The 18,567-nt window shown below is 69.2% G+C and carries 18 protein-coding genes; 7 read left to right on the top strand and 11 right to left on the bottom strand.

What is annotated here, in order from left to right; genetic code table 11:
• Position 1 precedes the first annotated feature (1 nt).
• On the bottom strand, positions 2-2,311 hold the full coding sequence (locus tag ACEWX3_RS08310) for an MMPL family transporter (protein ID WP_374159159.1): 2,310 nt from the start codon (positions 2,309-2,311) through the stop codon (positions 2-4).
• A gap of 176 nt (positions 2,312-2,487) precedes the next feature.
• Between ACEWX3_RS08310 and ACEWX3_RS08305 the strand changes: the two genes are divergently transcribed.
• Entirely contained in the window at positions 2,488-3,027 is a 540-nt protein-coding gene (locus tag ACEWX3_RS08305) for a DoxX family protein (protein ID WP_374159158.1), read from the top strand.
• Between the two features lie 107 nt (positions 3,028-3,134).
• Positions 3,135-3,266, top strand: a complete 132-nt coding sequence (locus ACEWX3_RS08300) for a hypothetical protein (RefSeq protein WP_152518257.1) — start codon at positions 3,135-3,137, stop codon at positions 3,264-3,266.
• A gap of 61 nt (positions 3,267-3,327) precedes the next feature.
• On the opposite strand, the gene ACEWX3_RS08295 is transcribed toward ACEWX3_RS08300, so the two are convergent.
• The 3 genes from ACEWX3_RS08295 to ACEWX3_RS08285 are packed head-to-tail and all read right to left on the bottom strand — an operon-like array spanning position 3,328 to position 6,236.
• Positions 3,328-4,326: a nitronate monooxygenase family protein gene (locus tag ACEWX3_RS08295; protein WP_207068330.1), complete on the bottom strand. Its 999-nt coding sequence runs from the start codon at positions 4,324-4,326 to the stop codon at positions 3,328-3,330.
• Entirely contained in the window at positions 4,323-5,075 is a 753-nt protein-coding gene (locus tag ACEWX3_RS08290) for a 3-hydroxyacyl-CoA dehydrogenase (RefSeq protein ID WP_207068331.1), read from the bottom strand. Before ACEWX3_RS08290 ends, ACEWX3_RS08295 begins: the two co-directional genes overlap by 4 nt.
• Before the next feature lie 42 nt (positions 5,076-5,117).
• On the bottom strand, positions 5,118-6,236 hold the full coding sequence (locus tag ACEWX3_RS08285) for a CaiB/BaiF CoA transferase family protein (RefSeq protein ID WP_374159157.1): 1,119 nt from the start codon (positions 6,234-6,236) through the stop codon (positions 5,118-5,120).
• Between the two features lie 121 nt (positions 6,237-6,357).
• Here ACEWX3_RS08285 and ACEWX3_RS08280 point away from each other — a divergent pair, with 121 nt between their 5' ends.
• From ACEWX3_RS08280 to ACEWX3_RS08270, 3 genes are all read left to right on the top strand, one after another.
• Positions 6,358-7,179, top strand: coding sequence for an enoyl-CoA hydratase (locus ACEWX3_RS08280; protein ID WP_207068333.1), 822 nt, complete (start codon positions 6,358-6,360; stop codon positions 7,177-7,179).
• Positions 7,180-7,330: 151 nt separating this feature from the next.
• Complete coding sequence (gene tet(V), locus ACEWX3_RS08275; protein ID WP_374159156.1) at positions 7,331-8,608, top strand: tetracycline efflux MFS transporter Tet(V); 1,278 nt, start codon at positions 7,331-7,333, stop codon at positions 8,606-8,608.
• A 72-nt stretch (positions 8,609-8,680) separates the two neighbouring features.
• Positions 8,681-9,400, top strand: coding sequence for a maleylpyruvate isomerase family mycothiol-dependent enzyme (locus ACEWX3_RS08270; RefSeq protein WP_374159155.1), 720 nt, complete (start codon positions 8,681-8,683; stop codon positions 9,398-9,400).
• Between the two features lie 15 nt (positions 9,401-9,415).
• Here the strand turns inward: ACEWX3_RS08270 and ACEWX3_RS08265 are convergent, their stop codons facing one another.
• From ACEWX3_RS08265 to ACEWX3_RS08255, 3 genes are read right to left on the bottom strand one after another with little or no spacing between them, the layout of a single operon-like run.
• Positions 9,416-10,132 (bottom strand): CPBP family intramembrane glutamic endopeptidase, encoded by a 717-nt coding sequence (locus tag ACEWX3_RS08265; RefSeq protein ID WP_286183441.1) that lies wholly within the window; start codon positions 10,130-10,132, stop codon positions 9,416-9,418.
• Complete coding sequence (locus ACEWX3_RS08260; RefSeq protein WP_374159154.1) at positions 10,129-11,277, bottom strand: NAD(P)H-binding protein; 1,149 nt, start codon at positions 11,275-11,277, stop codon at positions 10,129-10,131. Before ACEWX3_RS08260 ends, ACEWX3_RS08265 begins: the two co-directional genes overlap by 4 nt.
• Before the next feature lie 55 nt (positions 11,278-11,332).
• Positions 11,333-11,860: a gamma carbonic anhydrase family protein gene (locus ACEWX3_RS08255; protein ID WP_152518265.1), complete on the bottom strand. Its 528-nt coding sequence runs from the start codon at positions 11,858-11,860 to the stop codon at positions 11,333-11,335.
• 75 nt (positions 11,861-11,935) lie between these two features.
• On the opposite strand from ACEWX3_RS08255, the gene ACEWX3_RS08250 reads away from it, so the two are divergent.
• On the top strand, positions 11,936-12,889 hold the full coding sequence (locus tag ACEWX3_RS08250; RefSeq protein ID WP_374159153.1) for an SDR family NAD(P)-dependent oxidoreductase: 954 nt from the start codon (positions 11,936-11,938) through the stop codon (positions 12,887-12,889).
• Between the two features lie 225 nt (positions 12,890-13,114).
• Positions 13,115-13,864 carry a fasciclin domain-containing protein gene (locus tag ACEWX3_RS08245; protein WP_221362295.1) on the top strand — a complete coding sequence of 250 codons (750 nt, stop codon included), beginning with the start codon at positions 13,115-13,117 and terminating at the stop codon, positions 13,862-13,864.
• A gap of 85 nt (positions 13,865-13,949) precedes the next feature.
• Here the strand turns inward: ACEWX3_RS08245 and ACEWX3_RS08240 are convergent, their stop codons facing one another.
• From ACEWX3_RS08240 to ACEWX3_RS08225, 4 genes are all read right to left on the bottom strand, one after another.
• Positions 13,950-15,092 carry an acyl-CoA dehydrogenase family protein gene (locus ACEWX3_RS08240; protein WP_207068340.1) on the bottom strand — a complete coding sequence of 381 codons (1,143 nt, stop codon included), beginning with the start codon at positions 15,090-15,092 and terminating at the stop codon, positions 13,950-13,952.
• A 31-nt stretch (positions 15,093-15,123) separates the two neighbouring features.
• Entirely contained in the window at positions 15,124-15,918 is a 795-nt protein-coding gene (locus ACEWX3_RS08235; RefSeq protein WP_374159152.1) for a crotonase/enoyl-CoA hydratase family protein, read from the bottom strand.
• The gene (locus ACEWX3_RS08230) at positions 15,915-17,060 is read right to left on the bottom strand and encodes a thiolase family protein (protein WP_207068342.1); all 1,146 of its coding nucleotides are present in this window, start codon (positions 17,058-17,060) and stop codon (positions 15,915-15,917) included. The genes ACEWX3_RS08235 and ACEWX3_RS08230 overlap by 4 nt, the downstream gene beginning before the upstream one ends.
• Positions 17,061-17,151: 91 nt before the next feature.
• Positions 17,152-18,465, bottom strand: a complete 1,314-nt coding sequence (locus ACEWX3_RS08225; protein WP_374159151.1) for an acetyl-CoA hydrolase/transferase family protein — start codon at positions 18,463-18,465, stop codon at positions 17,152-17,154.
• Positions 18,466-18,567 lie beyond the last annotated feature (102 nt).

Genomic DNA, 18,567 nt, shown 5'->3' with positions numbered 1-18,567 from the left:
CTCAGCCGACCCCCTTACCCGTGGGCATGCGGTGCCGCCCGGCCGATGCCGGTTCACCCGGCCGGTCGTCCTCGCCGCCCTCGCTCAGACCCACGCGGTTGTGCAGGGCCACCAGCGGCGCGGGCGCCCACCAGTTCCATCGGCCCAGCACATGCATGAACGCCGGCACCAGCAACATCCGCACCAGCGTCGCGTCGGCCAGGATCGCCAGGGTCAGCCCGAGCCCGAACATGCGCATGAACGCCACCTCGGCGGCGATCAGCGCCGCGAACGAAATCGACATCACCAACGCCGCGGCGGTCACCACCCGCCCGGTCCGGGCCAAGCCGAGGGCCACGCTCTCGTCGCTGCGGGCGTGGGCGTCGAGGTGGGCGGTGTCCGGTCGGTGGCCGGAGGCCAGCCAGTACTCCCGGATACGCGAGACCAGGAACACCTCGTAATCCATCGACAGCCCGAACGCGATGCAGAACAGCAGCACCGGCATGGTGGCCACCAACGTGCCGGTGGGGGTGGTGCCCAGCGCGCCGAGGTGGCCGTCCTGGAAGATCCACACCAGCGCGCCGAACGCTGCGGTCAGCGACAGCACGTTGAGCACCAACGCTTTCAACGGCAGCACGACGCTTCCGGTCAGCAGGAACAGCAGCACATAGGTGATGAGGGCGATGACGGTGAGCACCAGGGGCAGTCGTGACGTGATCGCCTCGGAGCTGTCCCGGTTTATCTGGGCCAGCCCGGTCACCAGCACCGGCACATCTCGGGGCGGTGCGACCGCGTGCAGGCGGTCGAGTTGGGTCTCCGAGGCGTCGGTGAACAGTGGCGCGGTGCTGCCGACGGTCAGGAACGCGCTGCCGTCGGCGAAGCCGGTCGCCGCGGCCGGTGGCGCGGTTCGGGACCCGTCGACGAAGGTGCCGCCGGGAGCGGACACCGACGAGACGTCGGGCACCCGGGACAGCTCGGCGGCATAGCCGTCCAGGTCGGCGGCGGTAAGCCCCTGGGTGTCGGGCAACACGATGGTCGCGTTCGTCGACGAATCCACCGCGAAGTCCTCACGCAGCTGATCACCGAGCTGGCGGGCCGACGCGGACTCCGGGAGCACGCGGTCGTCCGGGAACCCCCAGTTGGCGCCGAGGAACGGCGCGCCGAGCACCAGCAGCAACGCCACCACGGCGACCCCGATCGGGATCGACCGGCGCATCACGAACTTCGTCGACCGGTACCAGAACATCCGCTCGACCGGTTTGGGCGCCGGTTCGGGCCGGCCCAGCGCGCGCCGGAGGAGCCGGCGCACGTCCAGGGAATCCAACCGGTCGCCCAACAGCACAATGGCGGCCGGCGCGACCACGATCGCGGCGAACGCCGCGAACCCGACCACACCGATTCCGGCGTAGGCGAACGACTTCAGGAAGTACATCGGGAACAGCACCATCGCGATCAGCGACAACGCCACCGTCAGCGCCGAGAACAACACCGTGCGCCCGGCGGTCGCCATGGTGCGCACCAGCGCGGTGTCGGTGTCTTCGCCCGCGGCCAACTCGTCGCGGTAGCGGCTGATGATGAGCAGCGTGTAGTCGATGGCGAGCGCCAGCCCCATCGCGATCGACAGGTTCAGCGCGAAGATCGACACGTCGGTCACCATCGTGAACGCCCGCAGCACCGCCATCGAGCCCAGGATCGCGAACGCGCCGACGGCCAGCGGCAGCGCCGCGGCCAGCAGCCCGCCGAACACCCAGACCAGCACCACGAAGCTCAGCGGGATCGCGATCGCTTCCATGCGCAACAGGTCGCGCTCGGTCTGGGCGTTGATCTGGACGTAGGTCATGGCGACGCCGCCGGCCTGCACTGTCACCCCGTCGCGGTCGTGGACCAATTCGTCGGTGAGGGCTTTGGCGTGCTTCTGCGCTTCGCTTTCCCCGCCGGTGATTCCGGCGACGATCAGTCCGGTCTTGCCGTCCTCGCTGACCAAAGCCGGGGCGGCGGCCGGTGGCGCACTCCACGCCGAGGTGACGGCACCGACGTGCGGCGACTGCGCGAGCCGGTCGGCGATGTCGGTGCCGACCGCGCGCGCCGCCGGGGCCCGCACCCCGTCTTCGTCGGTGACGCTGATGATCAGCTCCATGTCGCCCTGATCGAATTCGTCGACCAACAGCCGGGTGGCCTTCGCCGATTCAGAGGTCGGGTCCTGAAATCCACCGGCGGACAGCGTGCCGGCAACCGGCACTCCGAAGATCCCGCAGGCCACCATCACCAGCAGGGCGACGACGAGGATGCGGCGCGGCGCCGCGATGGCCAACAGTGCGATGCGCTGCAACATCGGGGTCCCCCTTTGGTTACCGACGCAGGTTACCGGCGCTAAGTTATCAACGTTAAGTTGGTCGGTCAACGGGAGGGTTCACCGCCGCGCGATGACTTTCCGCACTCCGCGAAGTCGAGTCCTGCATGAACCTCGACTCCACGCGACGCGGTCCCACCGCCCTAAGCTCGTCGGTCATGGCGACAGACCTCACCGCACCCGCGCCCAACGCGGGCGTCGGCGGCTCCGTGGGATTGGCCATCCTTCGACTGGGCATCGGGGCGGCGGCGTTGCAGGCCGGACTGATCAAGGCCCTCGACTTCTCCACCACCGTGGGCTTCATGGCCGACGCGGGCTGGCGCCTTCCGGGGCTGGCCGCGTTCATGGTCACCGCCGCCGAGACGCTGGGCGGCATCGGTCTGCTGCTGGGGGCTCTGACCCCACTGGCAGCGTGCGCGGTGCTCAGCGCGATGTTGTGCGCGTGGGCCGTCAACGTCTCGGCCGGGGCCTTCTGGTCCGAGCCGTTCAACCTGCCGTTCCTGATCGGCGTCGGCGCGGCGGCGCTGTTGTTCGCCGGTGCCGGCCAGTTCTCGGTCGACGCTGGACCGCTGGCCCGCATCACCTGGTCGATGCCGGTACGCCTGGGGCTGGTGGGGCTTGCGGTGATCGCCGCGGTGGTGACGTGGGTCGCGCTCTACGGGGTGAACCCGATCCACCTCACGACGCCGTCGTCCTGATTGCTACCGGCCGGTAGACCGCGGACCCTACCCAGCGGTAAGGATTGCCACCAAACTCCGAATCGTGACTCAAAGAATCCTTAATCGCGCTGGTTACTGTTCAGTACATGTGGATCGACGACACCAACGCTGATGTCATCAAGGTTGACTTCGACGCGCTCTACCACGGAGATGTCCTGGTCGAGGGCGAGACCTCGGAGCAGCTCGACGACGAGATCACCCTCCCTACCGCAGTATGAGAAAACGCGCGCCCCGCGGGGCGCGCGTTCCTCGTTGATGCGGTTTGCCGCTGAGGTGAGCTCAGACCGTCGCCGACTGCGCTGAGGTGGCCACCATGCCGGCGAGCCGGCCGGTGATCAGGCCCTCGGCCTCGGTGACCATCCGGGACACCAGCTCGTGCACCGTCGGGATGTCGTTGATCAGACCCATCGCCGTACCGACCGTCCAGATGCCCGCGTCGGTGTCGCCCTCGTCGAACACCCTCCGGCCGCGCACGCCGGCCACCAGATCCTTGACGTCCTCGAACTGGCCGCCGTTTTTGAGGATGTCGACCACTTCCCGCGACACCACGTTCGACGCCACCCGCGCCGTGTTGTGCAGGCTGCGGAAGATCAGCTCCGTACCCCGCTCGTCACCCGCGACGATCGCCTCTTTGACGTTCTGGTGAATGCACGACTCGACGGTGCACATGAACCGCGACCCCATGTTGATGCCGTCGGCACCCAGGGCCAGCGCCGCGACCAGACCGCGAGCGTCGGCGAACCCACCGGAGGCGATCATCGGGATCTCGATCTTGTCGGCCGCGGCGGGGATCAGGACGAGGCCGGGGATGTCGTCCTCGCCGGGATGCCCGGCGCATTCGAACCCGTCGATGCTGATGCCGTCCACCCCGAGTGACTGCGCCTTGACCGCGTGCCGCACCGACGTGCACTTGTGCAGCACCTTGATGCCGTTGTCGTGGAACATCGGCAGGTGCGGCGCGGGGTTCGAGCCGGCGGTCTCGACGATCTTGATACCGGCGTCGACGATCACCTGCCGGTATTCGTCGTAGGGCGGGGGGTTGATCGCCGGCAGGATGGTCAGGTTGACCCCGAACGGCTTGTCGGTGAGGTCACGCGTCCTGGCGATCTCGTTGGCGAGGTCCGCCGGTGTGGGCTGGGTCAGCGCCGTGATGAAGCCGAGCGCACCCGCGTTGGCCACCGCGGCGACGAGCTCGGCACGGCCCACCCACTGCATGCCGCCCTGGGCGATGGGGTGCTCGACGCCGAACGTCTCGGTGAACTTCGTCCTGATGCTCATCGCGGCGCCATCCGGATCGCGCCGTCGAGGCGGATCGTCTCACCGTTGAGCATCGGGTTCTCCACGATGTGCGTGGCCAGCGCGCCGTACTCGTCGGGATCGCCGAGGCGGGCCGGGTGCGGAACCTGCTTGCCCAGCGAGGCCTGCGCCTCCTCGGGCAGCGAACCCAGCAGCGGGGTCTTGAACAGACCGGGGGCGATGGTGCACACCCGGATCAGCTCGCGGGACAGATCGCGCGCGATCGGCAGCGTCATGCCGACGACGCCGCCCTTGGACGCGGAGTAGGCGGCCTGACCGATCTGACCCTCGAACGCGGCCACCGAGGCGGTGTTGATGATGACCCCGCGCTCGCCGTTGATCGGCTCGGTCTTGGCCATGCGTTCGGCGGCCAGCCGGATCACGTTGAACGTGCCGATCAGGTTGACCTGGATGACCTTGGTGAAACCGTCCAGCGGGAACGGGCCGTCCTTGCTCAGCGTCTTGATGGCGTTGCCGATGCCGGCGCAGTTGACGTCGATGCGCAGCGGGCCCATCTCCTCGGCGGCGTCGAGCGCTGCGCTGACCTGCTCGGGGTCGGTGACGTTGGCTTCGACGAACTTGGCGCGCGCACCCAGCTCCTTGACCGCGTCCTCACCTTTGAGGTCGATCACGACGACGGATGCGCCGCGATCCAGCAGGCGTTTGGTGGTCGCCAGACCGAGCCCGGAGGCACCTCCGGTGACGACTGCTACGGCGTCCTTGATCTCCACAGATCGGTTCCTTTCTGTTACTTGACCGGTCCTATGCGGACGTCAAACCCATTCCCGCAGAACAGCTTCGGTGTCAGCGCCGGGAACCCCCGGGGGCTTGGGCGCCGACGGGACGGAGCGCGAGAACCGCGGAGCGGGCGCCGGATAGAGATAGCCGTTCTCGCGGTAGAACGTGTCGCGTTCGGTGTTGTGCGGCTCGGACTCCACCTCGGCGAACGACAGCACCGGCGTCACGCACGCATCGGTGCCGGCGAACACCTCGGCCCAGTGATCACGATCGTGGGCGGCGAACGCCTCGGTGAGACGGGCCCGCAGCTCCGGCCAGCGACCCATGTCGTTCTGCTCGGGCAGCTCCGCGCCGTCCAGGCCCAGCCCCTGCAGCAGCTGGGCGTAGAACTGCGGTTCGATCGCACCCACCGCGACATGCCGCCCGTCGGCACAGGTGTAGGTGTCGTAGTACGGGGCGCCGGTGTCGAGCATGTTCACGCCCCGCTCGTCGCTCCACATCCCCATTCCGCGGAACGCCCACATCATCATCGACAACACACTCGAGCCGTCGACCATCGCGGCGTCGACCACCTGGCCCTTGCCCGAGCGTTCCCGTTCCCACAGCGCCGAGAGAACCCCGACGATCAGGAACATCGACCCACCGCCGAAGTCCCCCACCAGGTTCAGCGGCGGGACGGGTCGCTCACCGGCCCGGCCGATCGCGTGCAGCGTGCCGTTGAGCGAGATGTAGTTGATGTCGTGACCGGCCTGCTGGGCACGGGGCCCGTCCTGACCCCAGCCGGTCATCCGGGCATAGATCAGCCGTTCGTTGACCCGGGCACAGTCCTCGGGGCCCAGCCCGAGCCGTTCGGTGACGCCGGGCCGGAAGCCTTCGATCAGCACGTCGGCCTTGGCGATCAGACCGAGCACCATGTCGCGGTCCTGCTCATCCTTCAGGTTGGCCGCCACCGAACGCCGGTTGCGCAACAGATAGTCGCCGCCGGGTTTGGTGGCCGGGCCGGCGCCCTTGCCGGGACGCTCGACGCGCACCACGTCGGCGCCCAGGTCGCCGAGGATCATGGCCGCATGCGGGCCCGGGCCGATGCCGGCCAGCTCTACGACACGTAGTCCGTCCAGAGGTCCTGTCGGAGCTCCCTGCTGGGGTCCAGTCATGCCTAACCGCCCTTCGTTGCGCCTGCTCGGTTGACCGCCGACATAGCTTACTTGTATAACCAAGTCGGACTGGCCGCGGGGCATCAGCTCGAGACGGCCCCCACGACAGCAGGGATGCCGCATGACCTCCACCGACGCATTCACCGGTACCTACGCCGGCATCGACGACCTCACCGTGACGCTGGACGGTGGCGTGCTGGTCGTGACGCTCAACCGGCCCGGCAGCCTGAACTCCCTGACCGCCCCGATGCTCGCCACGTTCGCCGACGCCCTGGAGAAGGCCGCCACCGACCCGCGGGTAAGGGTCGTGCGCATCGGCGGCGCCGGCCGCGGCTTCTCCTCCGGGGCGGGCATCAGCGAAGAGGACCATGCCAATCCCGGCGCGGCGGGGACACCCGCCGACGTACTCGACGCGGCCAACCGCTGCATCCGCGCGATCGTCAACCTGCCTCAGCCGGCCGTCTCGGTGGTGCAGGGCCCCGCCGCCGGGGTGGGCGTCTCGCTGGCACTGGCCTGTGACGTGGTACTGGCCTCGGACAACGCGTTCTTCATGCTCGCGTTCACCAAGATCGGGTTGATGCCCGACGGCGGCGCGTCGGCGCTGATCGCCGCCGCGGTCGGCCGCACCCGGGCGATGCGGATGGCCCTGCTCGCCGAACGCATTCCGGCGCCGGAAGCCTTCGAGTGGGGTCTGGTCAGCGCGGTGCATCCGGCTGCGGACCTCGACGCGGAGGTCGACAAGGTGATCGACACGCTGGTCGGCGGGCCCGCGGCGGCGCTGCGCAAGACCAAGGACGCGATCAATGCCGCGACGCTGACCGAACTGGAGAACGCGCTCGAGCGGGAGAAGAAGGGACAGCTGACGCTGCTGGAATCCGACGATTTCCGCGAGGGCACCCGGGCGTTCCAGCAGCGCCGGGCGGCGAAGTTCACCGACCGCTGACCCACCCTCGTTGAGGCTGCGCTGGCGGCGGATGTTCCCCGAGTAGGGCCCGCCGCCAGCGCAGTCTCAACGATTACGAGCGCGCCCACCGGTTCCGAGCACACCGAAAATCGCTCGACGGCAACACCGCTCGTCGGTCACCATCGAGGGCGTGAACACACCCGAGACGGTTCAACAGCCGGCGCACGCCGCCGGCTGGCGGGTGGTCGCACCCTTCAGGTTCCGCGAGTACCGGCTGCTGATGGCCGCGGTGACGCTGTCGATCTTCGCCGAGGGCATGTGGGCGGTGGTGATGGCCTTTCAGGTGATCGCGCTGGACGACGATCCGAGGTCGCTGTCGCTGGTCGCCACGTGCCTGGGCACCGGGCTGGTCGCCTTCGTGCTGGTGGGCGGACTGGCCGCCGACCGGTTCAACCAACGCACGATCATCATCGTGGTCGAAGCGGTCAACACCGTGATCGCCACCGCCGTTGCTGTGCTGGGAAGTACTGGCACACTGCAGATCTGGCACATGGCGGTGGCCGCCGGCGCTCTCGGCGTGGCCGCGGCGTTCTTCTTCCCCGCCTACAGCGCACTGCTGCCCCGGATCCTGCCGGCCGATCACCTGCTGGCCGCCAACGGTGTCGAAGGGGTGGTGCGGCCGGTGTTCCAGCGCGCTGTCGGGCCGGCCGTCGCCGGCCTGCTGGTGGGTGCGACGTTCCCGGCGCTGGGCGCGGTGGCTGTGGCGGTTCTGTTCGGTGCGGGTCTGGCACTGTTGGTGGCGACCCGACCGAGCTTGCGAGCCGTTGTCGCAGAACAGGATCGACCGCATCTGCTGCGCGATCTGCGGGACGGGTTCAGCTTCGTGGCGGGCACCCCGTGGCTGTTGTGGACGCTGCTGTTCGCCAGCGTGTTCGTGCTCGTCGTCCTCGGCCCGATCGAGGTGCTGCTGCCGTTCGTCGTGTCCGAGCGATTCGTGCACGGCGAGCGCGCCTTCGGATTGATCCTGGCCTGCTTCGGGATGGGCAGCGCGCTCGGCGCGGTCGCGGTGTCGTCACGACCGCTGCCCCGCCGCTACCTGACGGTGATGATGGCGGCGTGGGGCCTCGGTTCGGCGCCGCTGGCGATCATCGGTGTCACATCGTCGTTTCCGGCGATGGCTGCGGCCACGTTCGTCGTCGGGCTCACCGACGGCGCCGGCATGGTGATCTGGGGGACGCTGCTCATGCGCCGGGTACCCGCGGCGATGCTGGGCCGGGTGTCGAGCCTGGACTTCTTCGTGTCGCTGGCGTTCCTGCCTGTGTCGTTCGCGATCGCCGGCCCGCTGTCGACCGTCGTCTCGATGCAGACCATCTTCCTGGCGGCGGGGCTGGCGCCGATGGTGTTGGCGGCGGTGGCGGTCTGGGCGGCGAAGATGCGGCGCGACGAGCTCGCCCATCCGCTGACGTAGACGCCGAACATGACCGCAGCGCAGTGACATCGACGTCGCCCCCTCGATCGCCGGCGATACCATGCCCGAGCCATGAAACCCGTTGATCACCTCGTGTCCGTGCGACGCGACAGCTACCGCATCGCCCTTGCGGCTCAGGGGCGGCTCACCGAGACGGTGCCCAGCTGCCCCGGTTGGCACGTTGCCGATCTGGTCTGGCATGTGGGCGTCGTCCAGCTGTTCTGGCAGCTGGTCGCCCGTGGCGAACTGTCCGGGCCGCAGGAGTGGACCGAACCTGGCCGTCCCACCGACGACCAACTGCTGGCGTGGTTTCGCACGGGCGCGGAGACCGCGGTCGACGCCTTGGCCGGTCTGGATCCAGAACGGCCCGCCTGGACGTGGGGGCGTCGGCACGACGTGGGATTCATCTGTCGCAGAGTGGCTCAGGAGACCGCGGTGCATGGTTGGGACGCCCTGTCCGCCGTCGCGGCCGACGAGCCGATCGAACAGTGCATCGCCGCCGACGGGGTCGACGAGTTCCTCGACGAGGTTCTGCCCGGCCTCTCACCCGACCTGGCCGGTCCGGCGCAGACCGTCGGGTTGTGTGCCTCCGATGTCGGCACCGACTGGACCATCCGCGTCGGGGACGGCGCGGCCGAGCTGACACGTGGGAGCCTGGGCGCCGACGTCACCGTGACCGCCACCGCGTCGGATCTGTTGTTGCTGCTGTGGGGTCGCCGCCCGGCCGACGGCCTTCAGGTCGACGGCGAACCAGCTGCCCTGCAGCGTTTCCTGGCCCGGGCGCGGTTCTAGCCGTGGGATCGCGGTTCACACCCCGAACATCGGGGGCAGGGCGAGCACCATGATCAGGCCCCAGAAGAAGTGGGTCAGCATCGGTGCGAGCACGCCGCCGGTCGCACGGCGCTCGAGCGCGCACACCGTGCCCAGGATGATCGCCGCAAAGCCGAGCATCGGGTTGCCGGTCGCGGCGCCCGTGGCGATCACGTAGAGCACGGTGGAGACCAGCACGGGCCGGTACTTGGCCAACGCGGTGAACAGTGACCCGCGGAAGAACAGCTCTTCGGCCATTCCGTTGACGACCGTGATGAAGACGACCAGCCACAGCGGGCCGACGTTGGAGTACTCCAGCACCCGGGTGATGTAGTCGGCCACCGGAGGAATCTGCCGGCACACCAGCCCGCCGACGACGAACACCGCCCCCAGCGCCAGCCCGACCCCGGTACCGGTGATCAGGGGACGCTGGTTGCGGCCGCGGAAGTTGACGTGCCCGAGGTGCAGCGGACCCGAGACGAACGCGCCGAGGGCCCACACGGCGGCCAGGGCCAGCGTGAGCCAGATGAATGTCGCGTCCTCGGGTGGACGGCTCAGCGAATACCCCAGCAGCGATCCGCCGACCAGCAGGACGACTCCGACCATGATCTTGCGGCGCCTGATCACCGCCGGAGGCTCGTTGTACTGGGGCGCCTTCGTGCGGGCGATGTCGTACAGCTCGCCGGGCAGTCCGGAGCGGTCGTCCTGGGTCACGCCGGCCCGACCTTCGGTACCAGCCCGAGCATCGTGTCCACGCCGGTGCGCACGGCCGCGGCGACGGGGCCGGGGATCTCGTCGATCAACCCGAGGACCGGGTGCACCAGCGACGGCGTCACCGCACAGGCCAGGCGCCGCAGCCGCAACGCGTCGCCGCCGGCCCAGTCGGGATCGGTGTCGGCGAGGTGGTGCGGGTCGGCCAGCTCGTCGACGGGACGCCGGCGCGGGCTCGTCACCGACCGCCGGATGGCGTCCTCGACGCCGATCCGCCCGCCGGGCGGCTCGGGCACCCGTTCGAGCAGACCGTCCTCGGAGGCCATCATCGGGTAGTCGAGGGACTCCACGAGGTCACCGGCCAGGCCGCCGGGCACGGGCAGGATGATGCCGGTCACCTTCGAGACCAGCCCGGTGTCGATGCCGTGCACCGCCACCGGGGTGCGCCAGATGCCGGCAGCCTTCGCGTAGGTCCGCAGCAGGTCCCCGTAGGTCGTGGTCTCGGGCCCGCAGATGTCGTAGTTCCCGGCCGGCACGGTGTCGGCGTCGGCCGCGGCGACCAGGTAGTAGAGCGCGTCGCGCACCGAGATCGGGTCGATGGGGTTGGCCGACCAGTCGGGCATGGGCAGCAGCAGGAACCGGTCGGCGACGTAGCGCAGCATCTCGAACGACGTCGAACCTGCGCCGATGACGATCGCGGCGCCGAGCCACACCACGTCGGGTCCGCCGTCGACGTGCAGCGCGGCCGCCACCTCGGCGCGGCTGGTGAGATGCTCGGACAGCGAGTCGTCGTCGGGCACGAACCCGCCGAGATAGACGATGCGACGGACTCCGGCGGCCTTGGCCGCGGTGGCGACGTTCGCGGCGGCCCGGTTGTCGGCCTCCCGGAAACCGGGCTGCCCGATGCCGTGCACCAGGTAGTAGACGACGTCGATCGGCCCGGCCTGATCGAACGCGGCCCGGGCGGAGTCCTCGTCGTGGGCGTCCAGCGCGACCGTCGAGACGCGGTCGGACCAACCGAAGTCGGCGAGCCGGTCGGGGTTGCGGCTGGCGGCGACCACGTCATGGCCGTCGCTGAGCAACGCCGTGACGAGACGGGAGCCGATGTACCCGGTGGCGCCGGTGACCAAGGTGCGCACAGCTTTCACGGTACGGCTGTACCCGAACCCCTCAGAACAGAACCCGGGTGTGACCTACGTCGGATCAGGTGTCATCCGCGTCACGGTGGAGCTCGACCAGCTTCTGGTAGAGCTCCGCATTGGTCCGGATTCCGGCGATCTCGTCGTCGCTGAGTTCGCGCCGGACCTTGCCGGGCACCCCGGCGACCATCGAACCGGGCGGCACCACCGCGCCCTGGGGCACGACGGCTCCCGCCGCCACCAGCGATCCGGCGCCGATCGTCGCACCGTTGAGGACGACGGCGCCCATCCCGATCAGGCAGTCGTCCTCGACGGTGCAGCCGTGCAGCACCGCGTTGTGTCCGACGCTGACTCCGGACCCGACGCGGGCCGGGAATCCGGGGTCGACGTGAATGGTGACCCCGTCCTGGATGTTGCTGCCGGCGCCGATCTCGATGGGTTCGGCCTCGGCCCGCAGGATCGCGCCGTACCAGGCGCTGGCACGGGCCCCGAGGATCACGTGGCCCACGAGGGTGGCGTTGGGGGCCGCCCAGCTCTCGGGGTCCAGCTGGGGGCGGCGTCCGGCGACGGACAGGATGAGCGGCTGCGGCATGGCCGCCATCGTATGGGCGGCGATCGGACGGCCCCGCCGGGGGGAACCGCCGACGGTCCGTGCGATCCTCGCCTGATGACTTCAACAGCGACCGCTCTTGAGGTGGTCGACGGTGTCGACCTCACCGGCAAGACCTGTGTGGTGACCGGGGCGTCGTCCGGTCTCGGACGCGAGTCGACACGGGCGCTGGCCGCCGCCGGGGCGCACGTGATCCTGGCTGCGCGCAACGCCGACGACGTCGCCGACACCCTGACCTGGGTGCGCACGTCGGTTCCTGCCGCCGAGCTGTCCAGCGTGCACCTCGATCTGACCTCGTTGGCGTCGGTGACCGCGGCAGCCGCGGCGATCCAGGACCTCACCCCCGCGGTGCACGTCCTGATGAACAACGCCGGGGTGATGTTCACCCCGTTCGGGCGCACCGTCGACGGCTTCGAAACCCAGTTCGGCACCAACCACCTGGGTCACTTCGAGCTGACCCGCGCGCTGTTGCCGGTGCTGCTGGCCGCCGACGGCGCCCGAGTGGTCGTGCTGTCCTCGGAGGGACACCGCATGGGTGACGTCGACGTCACCGACCTGCACTGGGAACACCGTCCGTACGACAAGTTCGCCGCCTACGGCGCCTCCAAGACCGCCAACGTGCTGCACGCGGTCGAGCTGGACCGCCGGTTGCGCGACAGCGGGGTGCGGGCCTTCGCGGTGCATCCGGGCATCGTCGCGACGTCGCTGGCCCGGCACATGACCGCCGAGGATTTCGAGAGCCTCAACCGGGTGCCCCGAACCGGCCGGGACAAGCCGGCGCGGCGCCTGGATGTGACGAAGGACTTCACCACCCCCGACCGCGGGGCCGCGACCCAGGTGTGGGCCGCCGTCAGCAGCGACCTCGACGACGTCGGCGGGGTGTACCTGTCGGACTGCCAGATCGCCGCGGCCGCCCCGTACGCGGTGGACGAAGCCCGCGCGTTGGAACTGTGGGAGCTCTCGGAACAGATCTGCATCTCGGGTCGCCCGAGTCTGGGCTCGACGGTCTGAGTTTCGCGTGGACGGCTGAGAACAGCCGTCGGTAACGCCGCCGTGTCCGCGGCGCGATGAACAAGGAGGTGCGACGGAGCTGTCGCACCCTCGACCGGTGGAACACGCAGGTCAACGTGCTGAACACGGACCGCTACCGCGTTCTGCGGCGCTGCCTCGACTTGGCCGTGATCATTTCGTGCCCTTACCATGCCAGGCGACCTGACAAGCAGGAGGAACAGAATCGTGAAGTCCCGCACCAGCAAGACCATCGGTGTCGTAGCGAGCGCCGCCGCGATCGCGCTGTCGGTTCCGCTGGCTGTCACCGCCTACGCTGAGCCGACCACCCCGGTCGCGGAGATCCCCGATCCTCAGGGCCCCGAGTGCGGTGCCTTCAAGGAAGCGCTGCCCAACTGGAAGAGCCTGGCGAACCTGCCGGTCAGCAGCGCGCTGGCCAGCATCCCGCAGATCAGCACCTTCAACTCCGCCATCTCCGGCGGGCTGAACCCGGCGGTCGACATCACCGGCGTGCTCGACAACGGCCCGTACGTGGTGTTCGCCCCCACCAACGAGGCGTTCGCGGCGCTGCCTCCCGAGCAGCTCGAGGTGCTGCGCACCGATCCGGCCGTGTTGACCAGCCTGGTGTACTACCACGCGTTCCTGGGCCTGCTGGGCCCCGACGACGTCAAGGGTCAGCGCCCCACCCAGGAGGGCACCGAGGTCGAGGTGACCGGCTCCGGCGGCGACATCGCGGTCAACGAGACGACCAAGGTGGAGTGCGGCGGCATCACCGCGCAGAACGCCCGCATCTACATCATCGACCAGGTGCTGAACCCGGCCGACGCTCCGGCGCCGATCACCCCGGAGCCGACCACGTCGAGCGAGACCACCTCGACCGAGACGACCTCGACCGAGACGACGGAGACGACGGCTCCGTCGACCCCGCTGCCGGCGGAGAGCGCTCCGACGCCGACCCCGGCCGCCGAGGCGCCGTAGTAACTCAGCGGGCCGGCAGAACCCAGCAAGGACGGGGCGCGCACAGCAGTGCTGTGCGCGCCCCGTTCGCTGTGGAATCGTCCGGCTACAGGCCCAGGTCCCGGCCGATGATCTCCTTCATGATCTCGGTGGTGCCGCCGAAGATGGTCTGGATGCGTCCGTCGACGTAGTCGCGGGCGACCCGGTACTCCATCATGTAGCCGTAGCCGCCGTGCAACTGCACGCACTGGTCGACGACCTTCTTGGCGACCTCGGTGCCCCACCACTTGGCCTTGGCCGCCTCCACGGCGGTGAGTTCACCGTCGACGACGCCCTGCAGGCAGCGGTCGAGGTAGGTCTCGGTGACCTCGAGCTCGGTGTCCATCTCGGCCAGCAGGAACCGGTTGTGCTGGAAGCTGCCGATCGGTTGGCCGAATGCCTTGCGGTCCTTGGCGTATTGCACTGTCTGACGCCAGGTTTCGCGAGCCCCGGCGATCGCGGAGATCGCGATCGACAACCGCTCCGACGGCAGGTTCTGCATCAGGTGGTAGAAGCCGCGGCCCTCCTTGCCCAGCACGTTGGCGCCCGGCACCCGCACGTTCTCGAAATGCAGCTCGGAGGTGTCCTGGGCGTGCAGGCCCATCTTCTCGAGCTTGCGCCCCCTGGTGAAGCCCGGCATGTCCCGCTCGACCACCAGCAGTGTGAAGCCCTTGTGCCCGGCCTCGGGGTCGGTGCGGGCCACCACGACGACGAGGTCGCTGTTGATGCCCGACGAGATGAACGTCTTGGAGCCGTTGACAATCCAGTCGTCTCCGTCGCGCACGGCCGAGGTGCGGATACCGGCCAGATCGCTGCCCGCCCCGGGCTCGGTCATCGCGATGGCGATGATGGTCTCGCCGCTGGCGATACCGGGCAGCCAGCGCTGCTTCTGCTCGTCGTTGGACAGGTCCTTGAAGTACGGGCCGACGACGTCGTTGTGCAGGCTCAGCGCCGGCGCCGGAACGCCGGACTTGGCGATCTCCTCGTCGATGATCGCGTTGAACCGGAAGTCGTCGGTGCCTCCGCCGCCGTACTCCTCGGGCATGTTGAATCCGATGAGCCCGTGCTTGCCTGCGGCCACGTAGGCTGACCGGTCGACGATGCGGTCGGCCTCCCACTTCTCGGCGTTGGGCACCAGCTCGCTGTCGATGTAGCCCCGGACGGTGTCGCGGAACGCCTCGTGCTCGGCCTCGTAGATCGTTCGCTTCATGAGTTTCCTTCGCTTGTAAGGCTTACTGCGCCTACTTGGCTTTCCAGACCGGCTCGCGCTTCTGCGCGAATGCCAACGGCCCTTCTTTGGCGTCCTCGGAGTTGAAGACCACCGCCACCTCGCGCATCGTGCGTTTCCACCCGGGTTCGTCGGCAGCGACGACGGCGTCGTCGGCACCCACCGCGACGCGCTTGCTGGCCTGAACGGCCAGCGGGGCGTTGACGGTGATGCGCTGCGCCAGCGCCAGCGCGGCCTCCAACTCCGTTCCGTCAGGGACGACCTCGTTGATCAGGCCCCACTTCAGCGCGTCGCCGGCAGTGATGGGTTCACCGGTGAACATCATCTGCAGTGCCACCTTGCGCGGCACCTGGTCGACCAGGCGGAAAACCCCGCCGGCGGCAGCGATCAGACCCCGCTTCACCTCGGGCAGGCCGAATTTCGCGCTCTCGCCGGCGACGACCAGGTCACTGGCGAGCGCCAGTTCGGTGCCGCCGCCGAGTGCGGTGCCGTTGACCGCGGCGATGGTCGGCTTGTCGATGAAATGCCGGACGTAGCCGGCGAAGCCCCACTTGGGCTGGTCGGGGTGCCCGATGTTCTCGCCCCGGGACAGCGCCTTGAGATCGGCTCCCGCACAGAAGGACTTGTCACCGGAGCCGGTGACCACCACCACCCACACCTCAGGATCCTGCTGCGCTTCCTCGAGCGCGCCCCCGAGCGCGATACTGACCGCCGAGTTGATCGCGTTGCGCGCCTCGGGCCGGTTGATCGTGATGACCATGACGTTGCCCCGGCGCTCGACCAGAGCGCCGGGACTGTCCTGCGTCACAGCAGTTCCAGGATGGTGGCGTTGGCCTGGCCGCCGCCTTCGCACATGGTCTGCAGACCGTACTGGATTCCGTTGTCGCGCATGTGATACAGCAGCGTGGTCATGATGCGGGCGCCGGACCCACCCAGCGGGTGACCCAACGCGATGGCGCCGCCGTTGGGGTTGAGCTTCTTCTCGTCGGCACCGATGTCCTTCAGCCAGGCCATCGGCACCGGCGCGAACGCCTCGTTGACCTCGAAGGCGCCGATCTGGTCGAGCGACAGGCCCGACCGCTTGAGCGCCTTCTGCGTCGCCGGGATCGGCGCGGTCAGCATGATCACCGGGTCGGCACCGGCCAGGACCGCGGTGTGCACCTTGGCCAGCGGCTTGAGGCCGAGTTCCTTGGCCTTCTCGGCCGACATGAACAGCAGCGCGGCCGAACCGTCGGAGATCTGCGACGAGTTGCCGGCGTGGATCACGCCGTCCTCCTTGAACGCCGGCTTGAGCTGGCCCATCTTCTCCAGCGTGGTGCCGCGACGGATGCCCTCGTCCTTCAGGACGGTGTTGCCCTCGGCATCCTTGATGGCGACGATCTGGTCGTCGAAGGCGCCGGCATCCTGTGCGGCCCCGGCCTTTTCATGCGAGTCGAGGGAGAATTGGTCGAGTTGGGTGCGCGACAGGCCCCACTGCTCGGCGATCATCTCGGCGCCGAGGCCCTGGTTGGGGGTCTGGCTGTAGCGGTCCTTGAAGGCACCCGGGTACGGATTTCCGCCGTTGGCGAGCGACGAACCCATCGGCGTGCGCGACATCGACTCGACGCCACCGGCGACGACGACGTCGTAGTGCCCGGCCACCACCCCGGCGGCGGCGAAGTGCACCGACTGCTGGCTGGACCCGCACTGACGGTCGACGGTCACGCCCGGCACGGTCTCGGGCCAGCCTGCCGTCAGCAGCGCGGTGCGCCCGATGTCGAGCGCCTGCTCACCGGCCTGCATGACGCAGCCCCAGATGACGTCGTCGACCAGCGCAGGGTCGACGCCGGCCCGCTGGACGAGGCCGTTGAGCACCTGCGCGGACAGATCGGCAGGATGCACGCCCGACAGGCCACCGTTGCGCTTGCCGACGGGTGAGCGGACAGCCTCGACGATGACGGCTTCAGCCATGGAAGATCTCCTTCGAAAAATGTGGTACCCCGAACGTAAACGAACAAGGTTTACTAGGTCAACCTACTGGTTGGTAGGCGGATTCGGTAACTCAGCGCACCGGCGAGCGGCCGGCGGCGGCGCGGTCGGCCGCCTCGGCCAGTTCGTCGCGGAACCTCGGGTGGGCGATCTCGGCCAGCGCGTGACCGCGTTGCCGCACCGTCTTGCCTTCCAGCTCGGCGACCCCGTACTCGGTGACGATGACGTCGACGTGGTGGCGGGGCGTCGTGACGACGGCGCCGGGACCGAACCACGGCATGATCCGCGACACGAGCTCGCCGTCCTTGTCGTACGTGGACGGCAGGCAGATCAGCGAGCGGTCGGTCAGCTCGAGCCCGACCCCGGCCACGAAGTCCTCGGCGCCCCCGATCCCGCTGAATTGGTTCCCGGCGACGGTGTCGGCGACGACCTGGCCGTGGAGGTCGATCGCGAGCGCGCCGTTGATGGACACCATGGTGTGGTTGGCCGCGATGATCTCGGGCGCGTTGACGATCTCGACCGGCAGGAACGCCACATCGGCGTTGCCGTCCAGCCACGTGTAGAGCTCCGCCGATCCGAACGCGAACGTCGTGACGCTGACCCCGTCGAAGATCCCCTTCTCGTCGTTGGTGACCTTGCCCGCCCGGTGCAGCCGCATGCAGCCGTCGGTGAACATCTCACTGTGCAGGCCGTAGCCGCCGCCGTCCCCGTCTGCCAGCAGGGTCGCGATCTGACTGGGAATCGAGCCGATGCCGGTCTGCAGCGTGGAGCCGGGCCGGATGAACGCGACGGCGTGCTCGGCGATCGCCCGGTCGGCATCCGACGGCTCCGGTTCGGGGAGTTCGAGCGGGCTCTCCGAGGAGCGGATCAGGATGTCGATCTCGTCGACGTGCAGCGCATGCCGATGGTCGCCGTGCCCGAACGTGCGCGGATAGCCGTCGGACGCCTCGACGATCAGCAACCGGTCCGGGTCGGCTCCGGCGCGCCGTAGCTCGCCGGTCGTGCCGCCGGCGTGCAGCGCCAGCGAGCACCATCCGTCGGCGTCGGGGGCGGCGGCGACCGTCGTCATCACGCGGGGGCACTGGCGTTGCAGCAGCGGCCCGAAGCGGCGGAAGTCCGCCGGGGTGAACTCGATGTCGGCGCCCGAGTCGCGCAGCGCCCGCTCCAGCGGGCCGTAGAACCCCGACTGGTAGTGCACGCCGGAGCGGCCGAAGAGTTCGGTGCTCACCGCCAGCAGCGCCCCGTAGACGCGCAGATCGGCCCAGTCGGTCCGCTCGCCCAGCGCGCGCAGGAATCCGGGCGGTTGGCCGGGTCCGAGCGGAATGCCCAGCGTGTCGCGGCGATCGATGCGGGCGGCGGCGTCCTCGGCGGTGAGCTCCTGCGGCATGCAGCCAGCCTTCCACGCGGCGCAGCCGTCTCGTCCCCGATCCCGACCAACCCCGTGAGCGCCTGCCCGCTCCGCCGGGAATTCACCGGCCGGACAGCGGAC

This window comes from Mycobacterium sp. G7A2 (genome assembly GCF_041902445.1).
Taxonomy (GTDB): Bacteria; Actinomycetota; Actinomycetes; order Mycobacteriales; family Mycobacteriaceae; genus Mycobacterium.
The sequence above is the reverse complement of the archived record's forward strand: the minus strand, read 5'-3'. Positions and strand labels throughout refer to the sequence as shown.